Raw genomic sequence first — 22,162 nt, forward strand, 5'->3', positions numbered from 1 at the left:
TCACCAAATTCCTGCGCGCTCAATCACACCAGACTGCACCTTAAAAAACCAGACGCTAAATCATTGTTTTTAAATAAATTTAAATCCTGTACAGCTTTTCAGGCAGTTTTCCCGACGAACTCAGACACACAACTTTTCTTGTCAAAACAGGCTGCTTCTCACAGCTCTCAGATAAAACGCCATTCCGTACAGCTTTCTTATTAGATTTCAGCTTATTGATGAACAAAAATGAAAGCTAAATTAGCAACAACGAAATCAACACCTAACACATTGATCGATAATAGTTTTATATCGTGTACAGCTTTCCCCGCTTTTTTCCGGATCAACTGACTTATCCTGTGTCAGGCGCATCATGGCATAATAACGTTGCTGAACAATTTCGAACAAATTTTTCGCAAAACACAACAGACAGCTTTTTTGTTTCAATTCAGCGAATTGCTGCTCACGATTCCACTCAAACAAATTTCAGCAAAACCTAAAGTACAATCTATTGATTTTAATAGTCTTTATGAAGTGTACAGCTTTTCGCGCTTTTTTCCGGGCAAGCATTGAAGCCTGATATTCAGCGCAGCTTTGCATCAAAGTTGCTCAAGAGATGCAGCTTTTGCCGTGGCCGCGGTTTTGCTGGCGACAGACTGCGTTGGCAAAAGACTGTGTCCGGATTGAATTGCCAGTCAGTCAGACGCTGAGCGGCACAAACATCATCTAGCTCACCCCGAAAAATAGAATGAGCGGGCTGGCCACAGAAAGACGCCCCAAAAAAGACCCGCGATTGCGGGCCTGGCAGCTTTTCGGGGCAATGACCTGCTAAATCATGGTAGATGATGTTTGCAGGTGCACCCGGTAACCGCCTGACGGTTCAGCTTCGAAATCGACGAAGTTCTGAATGGCATCCAGCGTATCCTCTTCATGATGCGTCACATACAACAACTGACTCAGTCCGGTCGAAGCGATACGGTTCAGTGCCCGAAACACCAGTTTACGGCTGAGGAAATCCAGACCCTGATACGGTTCATCCAGAATCAGCAGTGCTGGCTGCTTGATCAAAGCCCTGCCGATCAACAGCAGCCGTTGCTGACCATAATCCAGTTCCCGGAAGCTCACTTTTTCCAGCGCCGTCATTTCCAGCAAGCTCAGCCATTCCCGGGCCAGCTGGATTTCCTGTTGACTCGGCTGCTGATAAAGCCCGATGGAATCATAAAAACCCGACAACAGTACATCCAGGGCCGGACAGCTCACCCGGTATTGCAGATGCAGGGCTGACGAAACCACACCAATATGCTTTTTCACATCCCAGATGGTTTCACCGCTGCCGCGCTTCATCCCCAGGACCCGAATATCGTTGCTGTAGCATTGCGGATGATCACCGAGAATCAACCCCAGCAAGGTACTCTTGCCGCAGCCGTTCGGACCGCGGACCTGCCAGTGTTGGCCCTGCTCTATCTGCCAGTTCACCCCGGTAAATATGGTTGCGCCGACGTATTCGACTTTAACGTGATGCATCTCCACCAAAGGATTCGGATAATCATGCGAGGCCTGATGCGCCTGCACCAGCGCCAGCATGGCATCGCTCTTCTGTTCAGATAACGCCTTCATTTGCGCCATCACCGGATGGGTCAGCCATGCTTCATGAGTCAGCGTCTGCGACAACTGCTGCTCATCGAACAAGGCAACATGGGTAATAAAAGGCGGCAGCTCGTCTTCCCGGGACGTCACAATGAGTAACTGCATCTGCTCAGATAATTCTTCGAGCAACACGGATAAGGCCTTGCGGTGTGCGAGATCTAACCCGGCGTAAGGTTCATCCAGGATCAGTAATTCTGGCGCAGCTGCCAGCGCCCGGGCCAGCATGACCCGGCGGGTTTCTCCCGTCGACAACTGACGAAAGCCGCGGTGGCGAAGCTGACCTAAATCGGCCTTATCCAGCAAGGCATCAAGTTCCGCTTCAGGGCATCCCGCCTCCAGCACCAGCGCTTCAACGGTCGAACCGAAATCAATCCTATCGAGGTAATCGCTGTCATCTTTTTCCAGTTCAAGCTCCAGCAGCCGCTGCTGCTCATGCAGCGAAATACAGGCAACCCGCTGAGGTAACTCGTGAATCTTTCCGTGCGCCGGTTCCAGTTCACCGCTGAGAATGCGTACCAGCAACGAAGCGGCATGACTGTGTGTCGAAAAAATGCCCCAGTGCTGTGCCGGTTCAATCTGCCAGTTTTCAATGGACAGCGACGCTGATTCCGTATGGTGTTTTAAAGACGCAATGCGCATGTCAGACGTTCCTTGTGATGCAGACTTCCTGAGAGCCTTTCATAGTGCAGAACTTACTGCTCAATTTCCATGCATAGTTGACTTTAAAGACAATAAAAAGCCGAAGCTGCGACTTCGGCGATGCGCTGCAGAACATTGTGTGGGCCGACTGATCCGGCTCAAGAGGATGCCGCCAGCACCTTCAGGCTGTGGAATAATTCAAACAGGGTACTGACTTCACCGACATGAGCCTGCTCCGGGTTCATCCCCAGCTGCAGTTTCACCGTCCGGCTGCCGCCATGGGTCAGATCAACACGCACTAAGTCCCCTTGCTCAAGCAGTTCAGCCACGGCACCCTCCGGCAGCCAGCCAAAACCCAGCCCCCGTTTGACCGAGGTTACCGCGGCGGCAAGGCTGCTCACCGTCAGGCGCTGGTGTGACCCCAGCCAGCCGCTGTCAGTGTCCCGGGTGCCCGAATCGCGGATCACCACCTGGCGGAAATCTTTGAGGGCAGGCTGAAAAACCTGTCTCGCAGCGGCTAGCGGAAACGATGGGGCGCAGACACAACAGAGCGCCACCTCTGCCAGAGGCTCGAGAATGGTTTCTTTCGGCAGCTGGCTGGCAATCGCCACAGACACCGCTCCGGATTCCAGTAACTGGCCCGCGCCGGAAAGCGCTGTTTCATACACCCGGAGCGATACCGCCGGGTAAATTTCGTAAAAGCGTTCAAAAATCTCCTGCGTGAAAGCAGGCGGCAGCAGCACATCCACCGCAAGGCTCACCTCTGTCATCAGTTGTCCCTGATATTTCGAAGCCAGAGTTTCAATCTGAATTGCATTATGGTGCAGGCTTTGTGCACGCGGCAGCAGTTCACGCCCCAGCTCGGTCAGCGTGGAGATCCGGCCTTCAACCACAAAAAGCGGCTGCCCCAGTAAAGACTCCATCTTCTTGATACTGTGACAGACTGCAGACTGGCTTTTGTTCAGCTGCAAAGCCGCTTTGGCCGCACTGCCTTGCTCAGCAATGGCGATAAAAGCCCGCCACATTTCCAGCGTGACACGCGCAATCGGCATAAACTCATCCCTTTTCATATGAAGTCAGCACTATGACCGAAAAATACGGGTTCAGGCAACAACCTTCTTGATGGAAGGCCGTTCCTGAACCTTTGGCTTCACTGACTGAGTTTTTTCGCCAGGGTCGCCACATGTTTCCCCTGAAACTGTGCCATCGCCAGTTCTTTGACCGACGGCTGGCGGGAACCGTCTCCGCCGGCGATACAGGCCGCGCCCAACGGCGAGCCCCCTTTCACCTCCGATACATCGGCCAGTTCTGGCGATGTATAAGGCAAACCAACCACCACCATCCCATGGTGAAACAGCGTGGTATGGAACGACTGCACTGTCGTTTCATTGCCGCCGCCGGTTCCCGTCGACGTAAACACACTGCCAATTTTGCCAACCAGTTTCTGCTCAAACCACAACCCGCCGGTCTGATCCAGGAAGTTCCGCATCTGTGCGGCCATATTGCCGAAACGTGTTGGGGTTCCAAAGAGAATGGCATCGTATTCTGCCAGATCCTGCGGCTTGGCAAGCGGTGCCTGCTGATCGAACCGGATACCGGATTTCTTCGCAATGTCCTCCGGCACCAGCTCAGGCACCCGCTTGATATCAACGTCCACATCGCCGGCACTTCGTGCCCCTTCTGCCACCGCATGGGCCATGGTTTCAATGTGTCCGTAACTGGAGTAATAAAGCACTAAAACTTTTGTATTCATTGTATTTCCCCGCCTCAATCTGATGAAAATGGTGTCTTTCGGTTAAGCTGCCTGTTCATTGCTGATCAACTGCAACAGTGCCTGCTCCGTCAGGGTCTGCGAAACCACCTGCTCACCATTGATGATGAGACTGGGAATACTGCGCAGCTTAAACTCCCGGGCACGTTTCAGATCCACTTCGACCGCATCACGCACGTCGTCACTGTCCAGTAGCGCTTCGAATCGCACGGTATCCAGCCCGATATTTCCGGCTGCAGCAATGATCACGTCACGATCGCCGATGTTGTCATTCACTTTGAGGTGAAGATGCTGAATTTCATCAAAGTAATCCCAATGGGTATCCGAATTCCCCATCAGCTCAGCGGCTTTCGCCCCCAGCGCCGCCAGATATCCGCTCGGGTAAGAGAATGGCTTGGCTCGCATGCCTTCAATCTCAAACCGGCCCGGATCATCCGCATGCTGCTGACAAGCGACCCAGTGATTCAGAATTTCCTGTTTTGCCGCTTCCAGCGAACCAAAACGCTGGATCATTTCCGCATCATTGCGCTGCAACACAAAACAGCGCTGCTTGACTGCCACATCTGCCCGCTCAGCCAGCTTGCGCAGCCTTGGGCTCAGGACATAACACCAGCCGCAGACGGCATCATGAAAAAATTCCAGGGTGATTTTTGGCTTTGTATCCGACATTAATCGTTTCCTCAATTCAGATTCAGGACATCAAATTCAAAGCCTGGCCAGGCAGTACACGCTGTTCGTTCAGCTCAGGAATCATCTTAGGGGGAAAGCGGCAGGAAAAAAATTGCAAAGAATTGGGGGGTATTATCGATTTTTTGCAAGGGTTAAAAGCCTGCGATTTTCCGCAGGCAACATCAGGAAAGGATGAAATAGATTTTAATTTCGGGTGATCACATAAGCATTGTTGCCCATGCCGGTCCCCACCTTACAACTGACAGAAAAATGATGTCGGCCGCGGGTATAGTTACTTGGGATTGGCGAATTGGCACACACAGTAAAGCTGGATCTGTACTTATCCGCATACACCTGAGTACTGCCGTTGATAGAATTGCCGGAGCCAAAATTACAAGCCGTATTGTAAATATTCGCGATAATCACGAAACCGTCATAGACACGGCTGTGATACCCCGCGCAGGTTCTGAACGTCGAACCATCTTTCGGGGCCAGTGAAAGAATGTAAGCATTATCACTGTGCTGCCAGCTGCCACAGTTAAAATCCACCGTCGTTCGGGTGATCACATAGCCGTCCGGAATGAAATCTCCGCGGCAAATCGTCATGCTTCTGGCCTGAGCCTGAAACATCTCACTCAGACGCTCGTCAGAGAGCATTTCATTGCCCGGGATCTGATGTATCTGAGCATCCAGATGGTATTGGTCAATAAATGCTTGCTCCGATTCACTGGCATGCGCGGTTCCGGTCATCCAGAGACCACTTGCTGCAATCAGCAGGATGATTTTTCTCATCCTGATTTTACTTAACCGGGTTGCTCTCAATATCGCTTTGCTGAACATGGAAAACTCCTGAAGGTGGACGGATATCAACATCAGAGTTTCTGTGAAATAAAACAGCGAACGATACGGGCTGATCTGAAAAATTGAAGATCGATAAGAAGAAAAATCACTGAGGGACAGCGTGATTTCAGAAAATCGGTAGAAACACCACAATATAAAATCAGTCACTTAACATAGACGTGAAAGAAAAAAATCATCCATAAAAAAACCCGCCTTTCAGCGGGTTTTCTGATTCATCACAGATGACGGGGCTGATTACATCATGCCGCCCATGCCACCCATACCGCCCATCGCGGCGCTCATATCTGGCGCGTCGCCTTTTGGCAGTTCAGTCACCATCGCTTCGGTGGTGATCATCAGGCCAGCAACAGACGCTGCAAATTGCAGTGCAGAACGGGTTACTTTGGTTGGATCCAGGATACCCATGTCCAGCATGTCGCCGTATTCGCCGGTTGCAGCGTTATAACCGAAGTTACCTTCGCCATTCTTCACTTCGTTCGCAACGACAGACTCTTCGTCACCAGCGTTACGGGTGATTTGACGGATTGGCGCTTCCATGGCACGCAGCGCAACACGGATACCTACGTTTTGCTCTTCGTTGTCGCCAGTCAGCTCAGTCAGTTTAGAAGCCGCACGGATCAGGGCAACACCACCACCGGCAACCACGCCTTCTTCAACCGCAGCACGGGTTGCGTGCAGGGCATCTTCAACGCGGTCTTTCTTCTCTTTCATTTCAACTTCAGTGGCAGCGCCAACTTTGATCACAGCAACACCGCCTGCCAGTTTAGCAACACGCTCTTGCAGTTTCTCTTTGTCGTAGTCTGAAGTCGCTTCTTCGATTTGCTGACGAATTTGAACCACACGGCCCTGAATCGCAGTTTCTTCACCATGGCCATCGATGATAGTGGTGTTTTCTTTGGTGATGCTGACACGCTTGGCCTGACCCAGATCTTCCAGAGTCACTTTGTCCAGCTCCATGCCGATTTCTTCAGAAATCACAGTACCTGCAGTCAGCACAGCGATGTCTTGCAGCATCGCTTTACGACGGTCACCGAAACCTGGTGCCTTCACAGCAGCCACTTTCACGATACCACGCATGTTGTTCACAACCAGTGTCGCCAGCGCTTCACCTTCAACATCTTCTGCAATGATCAGCAGCGGACGAGAAGCTTTTGCAACCGCTTCCAGCGTTGGCAGCAGTTCACGGATGTTCGAGATTTTCTTATCAACCAGCAGGATGAACGGGCTTTCCAGATCCACGCTGCCTGCTTCCTGGTTGTTGATGAAGTACGGAGACAGGTAACCGCGGTCGAACTGCATGCCTTCAACAACGTCCAGCTCATCGTGCAGCGCCTGACCTTCTTCAACGGTGATCACGCCATCACGACCAACTTTTTCCATGGCTTCAGCAATGATGTTACCAACCGTCGCATCAGAGTTCGCAGAAATCGTACCCACCTGTGCGATCGCTTTGCTGTCTGCACAAGGCTGAGACAGTGCTTTCAGTTCTTCAACCGCAGCAACCACAGCTTTGTCGATACCACGCTTCAGATCCATCGGGTTCATGCCCGCAGCCACAGCTTTCAGACCTTCGTTCACAATCGACTGAGCCAGAACCGTTGCAGTCGTTGTACCGTCACCGGCAGCGTCGTTTGCCTGAGAAGCAACTTCTTTCACCATCTGTGCGCCCATGTTCTGGAACTTGTCTTCCAGCTCAATTTCACGCGCAACAGATACACCATCTTTAGTGATGGTTGGAGCACCGAACGACTTGTCCAGAACCACGTTACGGCCTTTCGGGCCCAGGGTAACTTTGACAGCGTCAGCCAGAATGTTCACACCTTCCAGCATTTTTACACGAGCGTCATTACCAAATTTTACGTCTTTAGCAGCCATGTTTAACTTCCTTTCTTATTTCTTGATTCGAGGTGAATGGATTATTCAACAATTGCCAAGATGTCAGTTTCAGACATGATCAGAACTTCTTTGCCTTCAATCTTCTCGGTCTTGGTCGCGTAACCTTCAGAGAAGATGACAGTATCACCAACTTTGACGTCCAACGGCTGCACAGAACCATTCTCAAGAATGCGGCCCTTGCCCACAGCCAGTACAGTACCGCGGGTAGATTTTTCTGCAGCAGAACCAGTCAGAACGATGCCACCAGCAGATTTAGATTCAACTTCCTGGCGCTCAACGATCACTCGGTCATGTAAAGGACGAATATTCATCGGTCGTCTCTCCTGATTTTGGTAATATCCATAGGTTTGTTTGAAAGCGAGCCGGTCAGTTTGTCCGGCTCACGAAATCTGTTCCTTAGACATGTTGGGTCGTTTTTCTGGAACCCAAGTCCTGTCGTTAAATTTTTTTGTTTTTTCTGCCAGATTTTTTGCCGGATCACACTCTTTGCTTTAGGGTGGGCTGGCAAAAGCGAACTTGAGAACCTTATGACCCGATCAGAACGACCAGATAAACATGGGCTGCTGTCGGCCCCGATCCCGGAAGTTTTACGACGCCTGACCATTCCCATGGTGTTTGGGATGATCGCGATTCTGATGTTCAATCTGGTCGATACCTTCTTTATTTCTTTGCTGGGCACCCAGGCGCTGGCCGCTGTCAGCTTCACGTTTCCTGTCACCTTTGCCCTGAATTCCATCACCATGGGCGTCGGGGTCGGCCTGTCCGCCTGCATCGGCCGGCTGCTGGGCAGCGGAGATGACCATGCCGCCGCACGGGTTTCCAGCCACGGGCTATTACTGGCGGTACTTCTGGTCGTCGCGGCCGCCGGACTGGGGCTGCTGACCATCAATCCGCTGTTCCGCCTGCTGGGCGCGGAAGAAAACCTGCTGCCGATCATCCATGAATACATGGCGGTCTGGTATCTGGCGATTCCGCTGCTGGTGATCCCCATGGCCGGGAACAGTGCCATCCGGGCCACCGGCGATGCCCGAACCCCGGCGAAAATCATGATGCTGGCCGGCGTGATCAACGGAGTGCTCGATCCGCTGCTGATATTTGGCTACGGCCCTTTCCCTGAACTGGGTGTCCGGGGTGCTGCCATTTCAAGCGGTGTCAGCTGGGCGGTGGCGCTGGTGTGGTCACTGCGGATCTTAATCGTACGGGAAAAGCTGCTGGCAATGCCGGATCTCCGGCTCATCTTTGCCGACTGGCGGCAGATCCTCCATATCGGGACACCAGCCGGGCTGTCGAATGCACTCACGCCCCTGTCGAATGCTTTAATCATGGTGCTGCTTGCGGCTCAGGGGACGGCCTCAGTGGCTGCCTATGGCGCTGCGATGCGGATTGAATCGCTGCTGATGCTGGTCATGATCGCACTCAGCTCTGCTCTGATGCCATTCATGGCGCAAAATTTAGGTGCTGAACAACCCCGCCGGGCCTTTGAGGCTCTGTTCAAGGCGATGAAATTTGCATTAGGCTTCCAGTTCCTGGTGTTCATCATGATGGTGCCGCTCAGCTGGCCGTTGTCCGCCCTGTTCAGTCAGGATGAAGCGGTCCGGACCCAGCTCTGGCATTACCTGATCCTGGTCCCGGCCAGTTATGGCTTACTGGCCATCTGCATGCAGCTGATTAATGCCCTCAATGCGCTGCATCTGTCGTTTCAGGCCCTGCTGTGGAACCTGATCCGGCTCTTTGGTCTGCTGCTGCCCGCCGCTTGGCTGGGCAGCTGGGTCAACGGCACGGAGGGCCTTTTTACTGGCATTGCAGTCGCCAATGTGCTGTGCGGACTGGCGGCTTTGGTGTATGCCCGCAGGCTGCGGCGCTGGCATGTGCCATCACCGGAAGTGATGGTCGGGAAATAACAAAACAGGCAGCCGTGGCTGCCTGTTTTTAAATCCGAAATGCTTTTTTAATGCAGACGATGCTGATCGTCATCGTCTGAGTTTTGACGCTTTCCTTTGTCGTCTTTACGCTCATATTCACCGTCAAAAACGTCCCCTTGCTGGTTGTCACTCTGATCATGACCAAAGGGATCACGGTGAGAAAACGGCCCTCGCGACCCAAACCCGCCACCGAAACCATTCTGATGCATGCTCTGAATCTTCACTTTGGTCATCAGATAACGGGCAATCGCGGCACGCGGCCCCGGCAGCAGCACAATCAGGCCCATGGCATCCGTCATGAAACCCGGCGTCAGCAACAGCACCCCGGCCACGGCCAGCATCACACCTTCCAGGATCTGCTGCGCCGGGAGTTCACCTTGATTAAGCCGATCCTGGACCGACAGCAAGGTAGCAATCCCCTGACTGCGCACCAGCGATGCCCCCACAATCGCCGTCAGCAGAACCAGAAACAGCGTGGTCCACAGCCCGAGTACCCCGCCAACCTGAATAAAAAGCGCAATTTCAATGACGGGGACAAGAATAAACAGCAGTAAAAGAACAGGAAACACAAACACCCCTTGATCAGGCTGGCAAACAAAACAAATGCGGACACCGGCAGCTCCATGCGCCGATACCCTTGATGTTGTCTATGATGGCGGGATTCCCCTGATTTTCAACCCTAGCACCGGATGCTTTTAACCGGATCACCATTCTGAATCAATTTCAGGGTCTGGCGAAGGTGATATGGTTGGCAAACACATTTGTTAGCAAAGATTGCGCAGAAACCGGTCCCGAAACAAGGAACCGTTGACCCTACCGGTTTCAATCACGTCACTCTCGGAGCGGTTATGATTGGAATTGAGCTTTTCATTGTTCTTGCTTTTATTTTTCTTGGGGCCCGGATCGGCGGAATCGGCATTGGTTTTGCGGGCGGTGCCGGCGTGCTGGTGCTCTCTCTCGGACTGGGCCTGCCAGCGGGTCATATTCCGGTCGATGTGATCCTGATTATTATGTCGGTCATCACCGCCATTGCTGCCATGCAGGTTGCCGGTGGGATGGACTGGCTGGTCGACCTGGCCGAATGTTTTCTGCGCAAGCACCCCAAACGCATCAACTTTTACGCGCCGATGGTTACCTACGTCATGACGTTGCTGGCCGGTACCGGACACACGGCTTTTTCGACCCTGCCGGTGATTGCAGAGGTCGCCAAGGAGCAGGGCATTCGCCCCTCACGCCCCCTGTCGATTGCGGTAATTTCCTCTCAGATAGCCATTACCGCTTCGCCAATATCCGCCGCGCTGGTGTTTTTCTCCGGGCTGCTGGAACCGCTGGGCATCAGCTACCTGACTTTGCTGGCCATTTGTATTCCGAGTACCTTCGGAGCCTGTATGCTTGGTGCCCTGGTCGCCAGCTTTCAGGGCTGCGAGCTGAAAGATGACGCGGTGTATCAGGAACGGCTCGCCAAAGGGCTGGTCCGGGTCAAAGGCAGTCAGGTCAGAAACATCCCGGTCACTGCCAAGCCTGCCACTTACATCTTTCTGGCAGCCATTGCAGCCGTGGTCATTTACGCCACCCTGATCTCCGATGCAGTCGGACTCATTCCTGATCCGGCAATGGGACGTAACCAGGCCATCATGGTTTTCATGCTGACTGCCGCCATGGCCATTGTCCTGTTCACCAAAATTGATGCCGGGCAAATTGCCAGTGCCGCAACCTTCAAATCCGGTATGAGTGCCTGCGTCTGCGTGCTGGGGGTTGCCTGGCTGGGCGATACTTTTGTGTCGAGCCATATTGAGGGCATCAAAACCGTGGCCGGTGAATTGCTGGCACAGTATCCCTGGATGCTGGCGGTGACCTTGTTCTTTGCTTCCATGCTGCTGTATTCGCAGGGCGCCACCACGACGGCCCTGATGCCCGCAGCCCTGGCCATCGGCGTTTCACCGCTGACTACGGTCGCCTCTTTTGCCGCGGTCAGTGCGCTGTTCGTCCTGCCCACCTACCCGACGCTGCTGGCCGCCGTGGAAATGGACGATACCGGCTCAACCCGTATCGGGAAGCTGGTCTTTAACCATCCTTTCTTCCTGCCAGGTGTGACAACAATCGCCGCTTCCGTGGCGCTGGGCTTCCTGCTGGGGCCTATACTTGCCTGAGAAGTGTCTGTGATATGAAACTCTGCGGTATTTATCCGGTCTGACAGACATAAACCGATAAGGTATAGTCGCCTGATGAGCAACCCGCTCTCAGGCGGCAATATTCAGACTGATCATGAGCCAGAATCCGATGACTATACTGCGACACCTGCGTATCACACGTTTGTTTGTCTTTTTCCTGCTGTTCCTCAGCCTGCCGTTACGAGCTGAGTTTTCGCTGCCGGGACTGACAGAGCCTTCCAGCCAGAACAGCTTCGTCCCGGTTGATCAGGCTTTTGCGTTTAACTTTTCCCAGAACGACGACCAGTTGGTGCTCGACTGGCAGGTCAGACCGGGTTATTACCTCTACCAGCATCAGCTTTCCGTCACCGCCAGCGGAGCAACCGTCGGCGATATCCGTCTGCCCGCAGGCACGCCCTACAAAGATGAATTCTTCGGTGATGTCACCATTTATCCCGAGCCGCTGACCCTCCAAGTACCGATTGTTCAGGCGGGTGACAATGCCACGCTGACCGTGCGTTATCAGGGCTGTGCCAAGGCCGGTTTCTGTTACCCGCCGGAAACCCGTGAGGTACCGCTCTTTGCGGTCGCCGCTGCTGCCGGTACCGCAACAGCCAGCGCAGCGCCAGTCAAACCCAATCTGATAGTAAGTACTGACACCAGCATTCAAAACCATTCAGGTGAGCGCCAGAAAAACACAGCCGAGACCAGCGCCCCGGTCAGCCAGCAGGATAAGCTGGCCAGCGATCTGGCCGAGCAGTGGTGGACGCCGCTGCTGTTTCTGGCTCTGGGTATCGGGCTGGCATTCACGCCCTGCGTGCTGCCGATGTATCCGATCCTGACCGGCATCGTACTGGGCCGCGGTCAGCTCAGTAACGGACGTACTTTTACCCTGGCCTTCACTTATGTTCAGGGTATGGCGCTGACTTACACCCTGCTGGGGTTAGTGGTTGCTTCGGCCGGACTTCAGTTTCAGGCAGCGTTACAGCATCCTTACGTCCTGATCGGCCTCAGCGCACTCTTCGTGCTGCTGGCGCTGTCGATGTTCGGGACTTACACCCTGCAACTGCCCTCCAGTGTCCAGACCTGGCTGAGCCAGCTCAGCAACCAGCAATCCGGCGGCCAGCTCGGCGGTGTATTTGCGATGGGCGCCATTTCCGGTCTGGTGTGCTCTCCCTGCACCACAGCGCCGCTGTCCGGTGCTCTGATTTACGTCGCCCAGAGCGGAGACTTACTGACCGGTGCCGTGGCTCTGTATGCGCTGGCGATCGGGATGGGGATTCCGCTGATCCTGGCTGCCATGTTCGGCAACCGTCTGCTGCCGAAAGCCGGTGCGTGGATGAACAGCGTAAAAATCTTCTTCGGATTTGTACTGCTGGCCGTACCGCTGTTCCTGCTGGAACGCATCCTTCCGGCGAACCTGATGCCTTATCTGTGGGCCATCTTTGGTGTGGCTGTGTTTGGCTGGCTGTATCATGTCAAACAGGGCATGACCCACTCCTGGCGCAGCAGCCTGCTCGGTATCCTCGCTATTGTGGGATTACTGGGGTCTCTTTTACCGGTTTATCAGGGGCTGACGGGGTCACAACAGCAACAAGCCGCTCAGTTGCCTGAGATCACCTTCAAGCGCGTGTCCAGTATGGACGAACTGAATACAGCCCTGGCCCAGGCCAAAGCCGAAGGAAAACCAGTCATGCTGGACTTCTATGCTGACTGGTGCGTGGCCTGTAAAGAATTCGACAAGTACACCTTCCACGATGCCAGCGTCGCGCCTGAACTCCAGCGCTTTATCCTGCTGCAGGCCGATGTGACCGACAGTAAGCCGGACGATATCAAGCTGCTGCAAAAAATGAATGTCCTGGGCCTGCCGACGCTGGACTTCTGGCATGCGGACGGCGAACAGGCCGCCAAGGCCCGCCTGACCGGTTTCATGGAAGCCGAGCCATTCCTTGATCACCTGAAATCGAATCAACTCATTGGTCAATAAGCAGAAAACCATTCCCCAATGACATAAAACACCCCCAAGTCGCGAACGGGAACGGATCCAGTTCGTAACTTGGGGGCGAACAAATTGATCTGTCTGACCGGCAGTGATAGCGTTAACAAAAACTAAACACTCAATGCCATGGACGCTCAGTACACAATCGTCATCGCCGATGACCACCCCCTGTTCCGCAATGCACTGTTTCAATCCGTGCACATGGCGGTCAGTAAGGCGAATCTGCTGGAAGCAGACTCCCTCGATACCCTGTTAACGCTGCTTGAAAAAGAACCCGATGTTGATCTGGTGCTGCTGGATCTGAAAATGCCCGGCGCCAACGGCATGTCCGGCCTGATTCAACTGCGGGCCCAGTACCCGGAACTGCCGGTGGTAGTCGTGTCTGCCAACGAAGAAGCCTCAGTGATCCGGCAGGTCCGTCATCACGGGGCATTCGGCTTCATTCCAAAATCCAGTGATATGCGCGCCCTGATCAGCGCACTGAATCAGGTGCTGGAGGGTGAGCCCTGCTTCCCGCCGGGGATCGGCGAGGATGAAGACAACCCCGAAATGGATGCGCTGGCAGCCAGAATTGCAACCCTGACGCCGCAACAGTACAAGGTACTGTGTATGCTGTCTGATGGCCTGCTCAACAAGCAAATCGCCTACGAACTCAATGTGTCGGAAGCCACCATCAAAGCCCACATGACCGCCATTTTCCGCAAACTCGGGGTCAAAAACCGCACTCAGGCCGTGATTCTGTTAAACGAACTCAGCGACGAGTGAGTGATGACTCACTCGTCGTGTTTCAGGAGGCAACGTCCTCTTCTTCCTCTGGCAGGCGTAAGCCCACTTTGGTGACCTGCCAGTCTTCCACATCGGCGACCACCCAGTACAGACCGTTCCACTCGAAGTTATCCCCCAGCACCTGATTCGTCCCCAAATGCTGAATCACCAGCGCTTTGAGGGTCAGTGCCGGATCAACGCCGTCGAGTTCCAGGCCGTAAGCCACGGCAACATCAACCAGCCGGGCCTCGGCATCCAGGAAAAAGTCACCAAAGAAGCGAACCAGCTCTGTTTTTTCCGGTGCTTCACTGAACAGCTGACTGAGCGCTTCCAGATCTTTTTCCTGAGCCAGCACGCAGAGGATATCGCCCTCTTCCAGCCGGGTACTGCCCGAGGGGTGCATCAGTCCTTCCTCGCGAAAAACGGCTGCAATCCGGGTGCCTTCCGGCAGGAAAAGGTTGCGCAGCGGCTCACCGATACACCATTTATCAGCCTTCATCTTATAGACGAACAGCTCCCATTCTGAGGCCGGAAAAATTTCCACCCCGGTCCGGGAGACCGGCTCCGGTCTTGGCGGCAATTCCACTTTCGCCAGTGCCATAGCTTTGGTCAGCGTGCCCCCCTGAAGGATCAGGGAGACCATGACCACGAAAAACGCCAGATTAAAATACAACTGGGCATTGGGCAGCCCCGCCATCATCGGGAACACCGCCAGAATAATCGGCACCGCGCCACGCAGCCCGACCCAGGAAATGAACCATTTCTCACGGGCGGTAAAACTGCGAAACGGCAGCAGACCGATCCAGACCGAAATCGGACGGGCATACAGAATCATTCCGAAGGCCAGTGCCAGCCCCGGCAGGGCAATCGCCAGCAGATTCGACGGCGTGACCAGCAGGCCCAGCACCAGGAACATCCCGATCTGACTGAGCCAGGTCATACCATCCAGCACGTTCAGAATCGAATGGCGGCCCCGGGTCGGGCGATTCCCCAGCAGCAGACCGGCCAGATAAATCGACAAGATCCCGCTGCCGCCGAGCGCGTTCGAAACCGCGAAAATGATCAGACCGCCACTGACGGCCAGAATCGAATACAAGCCCTCCGGCAACTGGCTGCGATTAATCACCCGCCACAACACCCAGCCTCCTGCCAGTCCGAGCAAGGTGCCAATGCCAAACTGCTTCACAAAGCTCAGGGCCAGAAAGCCGGCACTGAATTCGGTTCCCTGGCTGCTGAGTACCGCAATCAGCGTGACAGTCAGAAACACCGCCATCGGGTCGTTAGTCCCGGATTCAATTTCCAGGGTTGAACCGACCCGCTCGTTCAGGCTGCGGCCTTTCAGCAACGAGAACACTGCCGCAGCGTCTGTTGACCCGACAATTGCGCCCACCAGAATGCCCTGTAACGGCGCCAGATCGAACAGCCACATGGCCATCAGGCCCGTCAGCAAAGTCGTAATGGCAACCCCAACGGTTGCCAGCGTGACCGAGGGCCAGAAAGCAACCCGGAAACTGGCCACCCGGGTCCGCATCCCGCCATCCAGCAGAATAATCGCCAGTGCCAGGTTGCTGACCAGGTACGCCAGCGAATAATCATCAAATAAGATACCACCCGGGCCATCTTCACCAGCCAGCATGCCGACAGCAAGAAACACCAGCAGAATCGGAATCCCTAATCGGGAAGAGACCGGACTCAGGAGAACACTCAAAGCAATCAGGAGCGCACCAACCAGAAAAAAGCTGTTAATTGAAATCGCGTCCACTCATCCTCCATCAGTTATTGTTGTTATGAATTTTTTTCGTCACCCAGTGTACCAAACGGGCGCCTGTATATTTTGCCCTAAAATACAGCGACCTTTGGAAAACTATCTGTAAACAAATTCGCGCCTCGCCCCGCTCAATCCGCTGAAAAAATATTTTTTCACCACCGAATCGTCGGAAAACCAATGGCCTCTCGCTTGAAAACAACGAGCTGTCCGGCCTAATACTTTTGGCTAACTTAACACTGAATTAACATCCGGGTTTTATTGATATCTATCACTAACACTTTAAATCTAGATGACTTTCGGTGTTTTTTTGCCCGACTAAAGTTGCAATGTCCCCTGTTCAGAAGCTTGCTATTGTCATCAGGTAACATTTTTTTAACCGAAAATGACTGACCATAGGAAGGAGAAAACCATGGCGTTTGAATCCAAGGAACAAGCGCAAGCCTACTGGAAGGAGAACCTGACCATTATGGGTTCCCTGCTTGCCATCTGGTTCCTCGTGTCATACGGGGCAGGTGTGTTATTTGTGGATGCTCTCAATCAGTTCCAGCTGGGTGGCTTTAAGCTCGGTTTCTGGTTCTCACAGCAGGGCTCCATTTATGTCTTTGTGGCGCTGATTTTTATTTACGTCTACAAGATGAATGCGCTGGACCGCAAGTTCAACGTTCACGAGGATTAAGGGAGTCATCACTCATGGATATTCAAACCTGGACCTTCATACTGGTGGGGCTGTCATTCGCACTCTATATCGGCATTGCGATCTGGTCCCGTGCCGGATCAACCAGTGAATTCTACGTGGCCGGCGGCGGTGTGCACCCGGTCGCGAACGGCATGGCCACTGCGGCAGACTGGATGTCTGCAGCTTCCTTCATTTCCATGGCCGGGATCATCTCGTTTGCCGGTTATGACGGTGGTGTTTACCTGATGGGCTGGACCGGCGGTTACGTCCTGCTGGCACTCTGCCTCGCACCTTACCTGCGCAAGTTCGGTAAGTTTACCGTGCCGGATTTCATCGGCGATCGTTACTACTCCCGCACCGCCCGTATGGTTGCTGTGTTCTGTGCTATCTTTGTTTCCTTCACTTATGTTGCAGGACAGATGCGCGGCGTGGGCGTGGTGTTTGCCCGTTTCCTGGAAGTTGATATTAACATCGGCATCGTGATCGGGATGGCGATTGTCTTCTTCTACGCGGTCATGGGCGGCATGAAGGGTATCACCTATACGCAGGTAGCTCAGTACTGCGTGCTGATCTTCGCCTTCATGGTTCCGGCAATCTTCACCTCAATCATGGTGACGGGTTCTGCCATCCCTCAGATTGGTTTTGGCTCCACCATCAGCGGCACGGATGTGTATCTGATGGACAAACTGGAAGGCCTGAGCACCGAACTGGGCTTTACCTCCTACATTGACGGCTCGAAGAGCATGGTGGACGTGTTCTTTATCACTGCCGCCCTGATGGTCGGTACGGCCGGTCTGCCGCACGTGATTATCCGTTTCTTCACTGTGCCTCGCGTGAAAGACGCCCGTATCTCCGCTGGCTGGGCACTGCTGTTCATCGCTTTCCTGTACACCACAGCGCCTGCTGTGGCTGCATTTGCCCGGATCAACATGTTTGAAACCATCAATGGTCCAGACATGCAGGGTGTGGCGGCGGAGCAGGCCCCAGGCTGGGTGACCAACTGGGAGAAAACCGGCCTGGTGACCTGGGAGGATAAAAACGGCGACGGCAAAATGTTCTACTCCGGCGATGCGCGTAACGAAATGAGCATCAACCGTGACATCATCGTCCTGGCAAGTCCTGAGCTGGCCAAACTGCCGAACTGGGTTGTTGCCCTGCTGGCAGCCGGTGGTCTGGCAGCGGCGCTTTCAACGGCGGCAGGTCTGCTGCTGGTGATTTCAACGTCAGTGTCGCACGATCTGCTGAAGAAGGGCTTCAAACCGGATATGACCGACAAACAGGAGCTCATGGCTGCCAGGATTGGTGCCGCACTGGCTGTCGTAGGTGCCGGTTATCTGGGGATTAACCCGCCGGGATTCGTGGCTCAGGTCGTGGCCTTTGCCTTCGGTCTGGCAGCGTCATCCTTCTTCCCGGCCATCATCATGGGTATCTTCTATAAGAAGATGAATAAAGAAGGCGCAATTGCCGGGATGCTGAGCGGTATTCTGTTTACCGCGGCTTATATCATCTACTTCAAGTTCATCAACCCTGCGGCAAGTACTCCGGACAACTGGTGGTTCGGCATCAGCCCGGAAGGCATCGGTACACTGGGCATGTGTGTGAACTTTGCCGTGTCGATTGTGGTGAACAAATTCACCGCAGAAGTACCGGATGATGTACAGGAGCTGGTGGAGTCCATCCGTTATCCGAAAGGTGCCGGTGAAGCGCACAGCCACTGATTCAGAACGATCAGGGTCAACACAACACTCAGTCGCAGAAATGGGGGAAACCCCGCCTGTATTAACGGAGCATAGACTGAGTACGGACGGAGCCTCAACGGCTCCGTTTTTTTATGGCTTGACCCGTCCGGAGTCGCAAAACAGCGCAAACGGAAACACGGGTTCCCGCCAGCGCAGCAAACTTTAGCTGATCCTGGCCTGCGCGTACTGATTCAGCAACGAACGCAACTTGAGCGGTTTCACCGGCTTGCTGATAAAGGCGAACCCCTTACTGCGGATGGTCTGCTGTGTTTCCGGCATCCGGTCTGCGCTGATCACCACGCCATTGAAAACCCGGCCCAGTTTCGCTTCGCATTGTTCCAAGACTGCCAGCCCGGTTTCCTGCTGCGCCAGGTGATAATCACTGAGAATCACATCCGGCACCCAATCTTGCTCACACTGCGCCAGCGCGGCGGATACCGACTCAGCCAGACGAACCTCACAGCCCCAGCGGCTGAGCAGGTTCTCCATCCCGGTCAGAATATCCTTTTCATTATCCACACAGAGTACCCGGGTGCCGGACAGCGGCAGCGACTGGATCGGAGTCACCGCCTCTGCTGTTTTCGGGAGCTGAACGGCCAGCCCGCGGCGGACAAACAACGAGAATACCGTTCCCTCTCCCAGCCAGGAACGCAGCGACAACGGATGATCCAGTACCCGGCTGATCCCGCGGGCAATCGCCAGTCCGAGGCCGAGCCCGTGCTCTCCCCGCCCCCGGTCAATCCGGGTGAACTCATCAAAAATATTGGCCTGCTTCTCCGCCGGGATCCCCGGTCCGTTGTCCCACACTTCAATGCGAAGCTGGCTGCCGTGGCGACGAACGCCCAGCAACACCTTACCGCCCGGATTGTACCGGAAGGCATTGGTCAGGAAGTTCTGTAACGCCCGTCGCAACAGCTTGGGATCCGAATGCACCAGCGCCTTGCTGTCGACCACTGCGAAATCAATTCCCTGCTGTTTGGCCAGCGCACTGAACTCCGCTTTCAGGTTATCCAGCACATCGCTGAGCGGGAAGACATGCACATTCACCTGCAGCTTGCCTGCCTCCAGCCGCGAGACATCCAGCAAATCGCCTATCAAATCTTCCGCAGCGCCCAGCGCACTTTCAATGTGATGGGCCAGCCGGGTACTTTCTTCATCTTTCGCCACTTCACTCAGTGACGACGAGAACAGGCGTGCGGCATTGAGCGGCTGCATCAGATCATGACTGACCGCTGCCAGGAATTTACTTTTCGATTGCGCCTGCTGTTCTGCCTGCTGGGTTGCGGACACCAGACGACGGTTGAGCTGTTCGAGCTCCTGCGTGCGCTGCCGGACCCGGGCTTCCAGGTTCTCATTGGCTTCCTTGAGCGCTTCCTCGGCCTGACGGAAGGCGGTAATGTCAGTAAAACTCATGACAAAACCACCGCCGGGCATCGGATTGCCCTGCACTTCGATCACCCGGCCATCCGGCCGGATCCGGGATGACGTATGCGCTGTGCCGCGCTTGAGGTGCTGGACCCGTTTTTCTACATGCAGTTCCGGATCCCCCGGCCCGCACAGTCCCTGACGGGCATTATGGCGAATCACATCCGCAATCGGCCGTCCGACCTGAATCAGTCCCGGCGGAAAGGAAAACAGCTCGAGATAGCGCTGATTCCAGGCCACCAGCCGGAGCTGCTTGTCGACCACCGCAATTCCCTGACTGATGTGCTCAATCGCGCCCTGTAACAGGCCACGGCTGAAATCGAACAGCTCAGAGGCTTCATCCACAATGGTCGCCACTTCTTCCAGCTGCATGTTTCGCCCCTGCAGCGCCGAGGTCAGCACCAGCCGGGCAGAAGAGGCCCCGAAGACCCCGGCCAGTACCCGCTCGGTATGACGGATCAGCGTAGCCGGTGCCTGTTGCTGCGGCAGGAATTCATTCTGATGCTGACGGGCAAACTGGGTAAAGGCATGGCGTACCCGCTTGCGACCGACAAATCGGCCCGCCAGCATTTCCAGCTCAGAAACCGTCACCCGGGCCTGATACAGCCGGGCATCGTCCGCCTCCGGCATCGGCGCTCCGACAAAAGTCGCGGCCTGCAGCCGCTCGGTCAGCGATGAGCGGGTCACCATGGACACCACCACATAGAGAACCAGGTTGAACAGCAGACTGAGCAGCATCCCCCAGTCCACCACGGTCAGCTCACGCAATACCGGCCAGGACGGCGGGGTGAGCAGCCAGAGCAGGAGGTTGGTTTCCGCGGTACCGGCCAGCATCCCGGTCTGGCTCATCAGGGTGATCACCCAAATCGCACTGCCGCCCAGCATCCCGGCATACACCCCGTTGCGGTTCCCTTCGCGCCAGTAAATCCCGCCCAGCAGAGCCGGGGCAAACTGGGCGATCGCCGCAAACGACAGCAGACCGATTGCCGACAGCGATTCGATTTCATCCAGCACTTCATGGAAACCCCAGGCAGCCAGCAGCAACAACAGGATCAGCGCCCGGCGGATGTTGAGCAGTAAACCGGAAAAAGCCGCATGGTTACGGCCGGACACCCGCAGCCGTCGCAGCAGCAGCGGCAGCACCAGATCATTCGAAGCCATGATCGCCAGCGCGATGGTTGAGACGATCACCATGCCGCTGGCCGCCGAAGTCCCCCCCAGAAACGCCAGCAAAGCAATGGTGTCGGCTCCCTGCAGCAGCGGCAGGTTAATCACATAGGTGTCCGCCGACACGCCCGGCAGCAGCACCTTCCCGGCCAACGCCAGCGGGATGACAAAAAGGCCCATCAGCAGCAGATACACCGGAAAGACGCGGCGGGCCAGATGAAGGTCCGGCGCGTGGGTATTTTCAACCACAGTGGTGTGAAACTGCCGGGGCAGACAGATAATGGCGGTCATAGTCAGCAGCGTATGAATGATGAAGCTGCCCACATTTAAATCCATAGATGGCAGCAAGGCTTCATCCAGCCGGCCCAGCTCCAGCGCCGGCACCTCCCACCACAGCAGCATGACAAACAGCCCCACCACCAGAAAAGCCGCCAGCTTGATCAGCGACTCAAAAGCCACGGCCATCATCATGCCGCGATGATGTTCCGTGGTATCCAAATGACGGGTCCCGAACAGCACAGTAAAGGCCGTCAGCGCCAGTGTGACCAGCCAGGCGATATCGCCATCATTCAGGCCACCGCTGCGGGTCAGCTCCGGGGCAACCTGTGCCAGTCCCATGGTGATTCCCCGTAGTTGCAGGGCAATATAAGGCAGGATGCCGACCACCGCGATCAGGGTCACCAGCACCGCCAGTCCCTGTGACTTACCGTAGCGGGCAGCAATGAAGTCGGCAATTGAAGTGATGTGCTCGCGCTTGGCGATCAGAATCAGCCGGGCAAACACCCGCCAGCCGAAGGTAAATACCAGAATCGGGGCCAGATAAATCGGCAAAAATGACCACAGATCACGGCTGGCCTGCCCGACCGTGCCGTAGAACGTCCAGGAAGTGCAGTACACCGCAATCGACAGACTGTAGATCCAGGGCCGCCAGCGAGACATCCACCCGGTGTGTTTATCGCCGTACCAAGCAATCAGAAACAATAGTCCCAGATAAGCCAGCGATACCGGCACCACAATCCATCCCTGCTCCATCAGATCTCCCTGTCTGTCTTCCTTGATTCCGGTCCGAATCCGGGGCCGAACTAAACG

Annotated in this window: 16 protein-coding genes; 6 read left to right on the top strand and 10 right to left on the bottom strand. The window is 54.9% G+C overall.

Annotation, left to right across the window (positions count from 1 at the left end; genetic code table 11):
- Positions 1-807 precede the first annotated feature (807 nt).
- The 7 genes from L4174_RS15295 to L4174_RS15325 all read right to left on the bottom strand — a co-directional run bounded on the left by L4174_RS15295 (position 808) and on the right by L4174_RS15325 (position 7,773).
- Positions 808-2,265, bottom strand: coding sequence for an ATP-binding cassette domain-containing protein (locus L4174_RS15295; RefSeq protein WP_248144317.1), 1,458 nt, complete (start codon positions 2,263-2,265; stop codon positions 808-810).
- A gap of 158 nt (positions 2,266-2,423) precedes the next feature.
- Entirely contained in the window at positions 2,424-3,317 is an 894-nt protein-coding gene (locus L4174_RS15300) for a LysR family transcriptional regulator (protein ID WP_248144318.1), read from the bottom strand.
- A gap of 98 nt (positions 3,318-3,415) precedes the next feature.
- Complete coding sequence (gene wrbA / locus L4174_RS15305) at positions 3,416-4,018, bottom strand: NAD(P)H:quinone oxidoreductase (protein WP_248144319.1); 603 nt, start codon at positions 4,016-4,018, stop codon at positions 3,416-3,418.
- A gap of 42 nt (positions 4,019-4,060) precedes the next feature.
- Complete coding sequence (locus tag L4174_RS15310; protein ID WP_248144320.1) at positions 4,061-4,705, bottom strand: DsbA family protein; 645 nt, start codon at positions 4,703-4,705, stop codon at positions 4,061-4,063.
- A gap of 204 nt (positions 4,706-4,909) precedes the next feature.
- Positions 4,910-5,497 (bottom strand): hypothetical protein, encoded by a 588-nt coding sequence (locus L4174_RS15315; RefSeq protein ID WP_248144321.1) that lies wholly within the window; start codon positions 5,495-5,497, stop codon positions 4,910-4,912.
- 303 nt (positions 5,498-5,800) lie between these two features.
- Positions 5,801-7,441: a chaperonin GroEL gene (gene groL / locus L4174_RS15320; RefSeq protein ID WP_248144322.1), complete on the bottom strand. Its 1,641-nt coding sequence runs from the start codon at positions 7,439-7,441 to the stop codon at positions 5,801-5,803.
- Positions 7,442-7,482: 41 nt separating this feature from the next.
- Positions 7,483-7,773: a co-chaperone GroES gene (locus L4174_RS15325; protein ID WP_248144323.1), complete on the bottom strand. Its 291-nt coding sequence runs from the start codon at positions 7,771-7,773 to the stop codon at positions 7,483-7,485.
- A 216-nt stretch (positions 7,774-7,989) separates the two neighbouring features.
- On the opposite strand from L4174_RS15325, the gene L4174_RS15330 reads away from it, so the two are divergent.
- A complete protein-coding gene (locus tag L4174_RS15330; RefSeq protein WP_248144324.1) occupies positions 7,990-9,363 on the top strand; it encodes an MATE family efflux transporter in 1,374 nt (457 codons plus the stop codon).
- Positions 9,364-9,410: 47 nt separating this feature from the next.
- Here L4174_RS15330 and L4174_RS15335 read toward each other — a convergent pair whose 3' ends face one another.
- On the bottom strand, positions 9,411-9,953 hold the full coding sequence (locus L4174_RS15335) for an FxsA family protein (RefSeq protein WP_248144325.1): 543 nt from the start codon (positions 9,951-9,953) through the stop codon (positions 9,411-9,413).
- A 279-nt stretch (positions 9,954-10,232) separates the two neighbouring features.
- On the opposite strand from L4174_RS15335, the gene L4174_RS15340 reads away from it, so the two are divergent.
- From L4174_RS15340 to L4174_RS15350, 3 genes are all read left to right on the top strand, one after another.
- Positions 10,233-11,534 (top strand): anaerobic C4-dicarboxylate transporter, encoded by a 1,302-nt coding sequence (locus L4174_RS15340; protein WP_248144326.1) that lies wholly within the window; start codon positions 10,233-10,235, stop codon positions 11,532-11,534.
- A 130-nt stretch (positions 11,535-11,664) separates the two neighbouring features.
- Complete coding sequence (locus L4174_RS15345; RefSeq protein ID WP_248144327.1) at positions 11,665-13,521, top strand: protein-disulfide reductase DsbD; 1,857 nt, start codon at positions 11,665-11,667, stop codon at positions 13,519-13,521.
- A 138-nt stretch (positions 13,522-13,659) separates the two neighbouring features.
- Positions 13,660-14,298, top strand: coding sequence for a response regulator transcription factor (locus L4174_RS15350; protein WP_248144328.1), 639 nt, complete (start codon positions 13,660-13,662; stop codon positions 14,296-14,298).
- A 22-nt stretch (positions 14,299-14,320) separates the two neighbouring features.
- Here L4174_RS15350 and L4174_RS15355 read toward each other — a convergent pair whose 3' ends face one another.
- Positions 14,321-16,060, bottom strand: a complete 1,740-nt coding sequence (locus L4174_RS15355) for a potassium/proton antiporter (protein WP_248144329.1) — start codon at positions 16,058-16,060, stop codon at positions 14,321-14,323.
- Between the two features lie 415 nt (positions 16,061-16,475).
- Between L4174_RS15355 and L4174_RS15360 the strand changes: the two genes are divergently transcribed.
- The gene (locus L4174_RS15360; RefSeq protein ID WP_248144330.1) at positions 16,476-16,742 is read left to right on the top strand and encodes a DUF4212 domain-containing protein; all 267 of its coding nucleotides are present in this window, start codon (positions 16,476-16,478) and stop codon (positions 16,740-16,742) included.
- A gap of 14 nt (positions 16,743-16,756) precedes the next feature.
- A complete protein-coding gene (locus L4174_RS15365) occupies positions 16,757-18,460 on the top strand; it encodes a sodium:solute symporter family protein (RefSeq protein ID WP_248144331.1) in 1,704 nt (567 codons plus the stop codon).
- A gap of 183 nt (positions 18,461-18,643) precedes the next feature.
- Here the strand turns inward: L4174_RS15365 and L4174_RS15370 are convergent, their stop codons facing one another.
- The gene (locus L4174_RS15370; RefSeq protein WP_248144369.1) at positions 18,644-22,105 is read right to left on the bottom strand and encodes a hybrid sensor histidine kinase/response regulator; all 3,462 of its coding nucleotides are present in this window, start codon (positions 22,103-22,105) and stop codon (positions 18,644-18,646) included.
- Positions 22,106-22,162 lie beyond the last annotated feature (57 nt).

The organism is Photobacterium sp. CCB-ST2H9 (assembly GCF_023151555.2).
Lineage (GTDB): Bacteria > Pseudomonadota > Gammaproteobacteria > Enterobacterales > Vibrionaceae > Photobacterium.

What these genes read in the sequence shown, in the direction of transcription:
- L4174_RS15370 (WP_248144369.1), bottom strand. Translation starts at nt 22,105, where the DNA reads ATGGAGCAGGGATGGATTGTGGTGCCGGTATCGCTGGCTTATCTGGGA.
- L4174_RS15330 (WP_248144324.1), top strand. Translation starts at nt 7,990, where the DNA reads ATGACCCGATCAGAACGACCAGATAAACATGGGCTGCTGTCGGCCCCG.
- L4174_RS15345 (WP_248144327.1), top strand. Translation starts at nt 11,665, where the DNA reads ATGACTATACTGCGACACCTGCGTATCACACGTTTGTTTGTCTTTTTC.
- L4174_RS15295 (WP_248144317.1), bottom strand. Translation starts at nt 2,265, where the DNA reads ATGCGCATTGCGTCTTTAAAACACCATACGGAATCAGCGTCGCTGTCC.
- wrbA (WP_248144319.1), bottom strand. Translation starts at nt 4,018, where the DNA reads ATGAATACAAAAGTTTTAGTGCTTTATTACTCCAGTTACGGACACATT.
- L4174_RS15340 (WP_248144326.1), top strand. Translation starts at nt 10,233, where the DNA reads ATGATTGGAATTGAGCTTTTCATTGTTCTTGCTTTTATTTTTCTTGGG.
- groL (WP_248144322.1), bottom strand. Translation starts at nt 7,441, where the DNA reads ATGGCTGCTAAAGACGTAAAATTTGGTAATGACGCTCGTGTAAAAATG.
- L4174_RS15360 (WP_248144330.1), top strand. Translation starts at nt 16,476, where the DNA reads ATGGCGTTTGAATCCAAGGAACAAGCGCAAGCCTACTGGAAGGAGAAC.
- L4174_RS15300 (WP_248144318.1), bottom strand. Translation starts at nt 3,317, where the DNA reads ATGCCGATTGCGCGTGTCACGCTGGAAATGTGGCGGGCTTTTATCGCC.
- L4174_RS15350 (WP_248144328.1), top strand. Translation starts at nt 13,660, where the DNA reads ATGGACGCTCAGTACACAATCGTCATCGCCGATGACCACCCCCTGTTC.
- L4174_RS15315 (WP_248144321.1), bottom strand. Translation starts at nt 5,497, where the DNA reads ATGAGAAAAATCATCCTGCTGATTGCAGCAAGTGGTCTCTGGATGACC.
- L4174_RS15365 (WP_248144331.1), top strand. Translation starts at nt 16,757, where the DNA reads ATGGATATTCAAACCTGGACCTTCATACTGGTGGGGCTGTCATTCGCA.
- L4174_RS15325 (WP_248144323.1), bottom strand. Translation starts at nt 7,773, where the DNA reads ATGAATATTCGTCCTTTACATGACCGAGTGATCGTTGAGCGCCAGGAA.
- L4174_RS15310 (WP_248144320.1), bottom strand. Translation starts at nt 4,705, where the DNA reads ATGTCGGATACAAAGCCAAAAATCACCCTGGAATTTTTTCATGATGCC.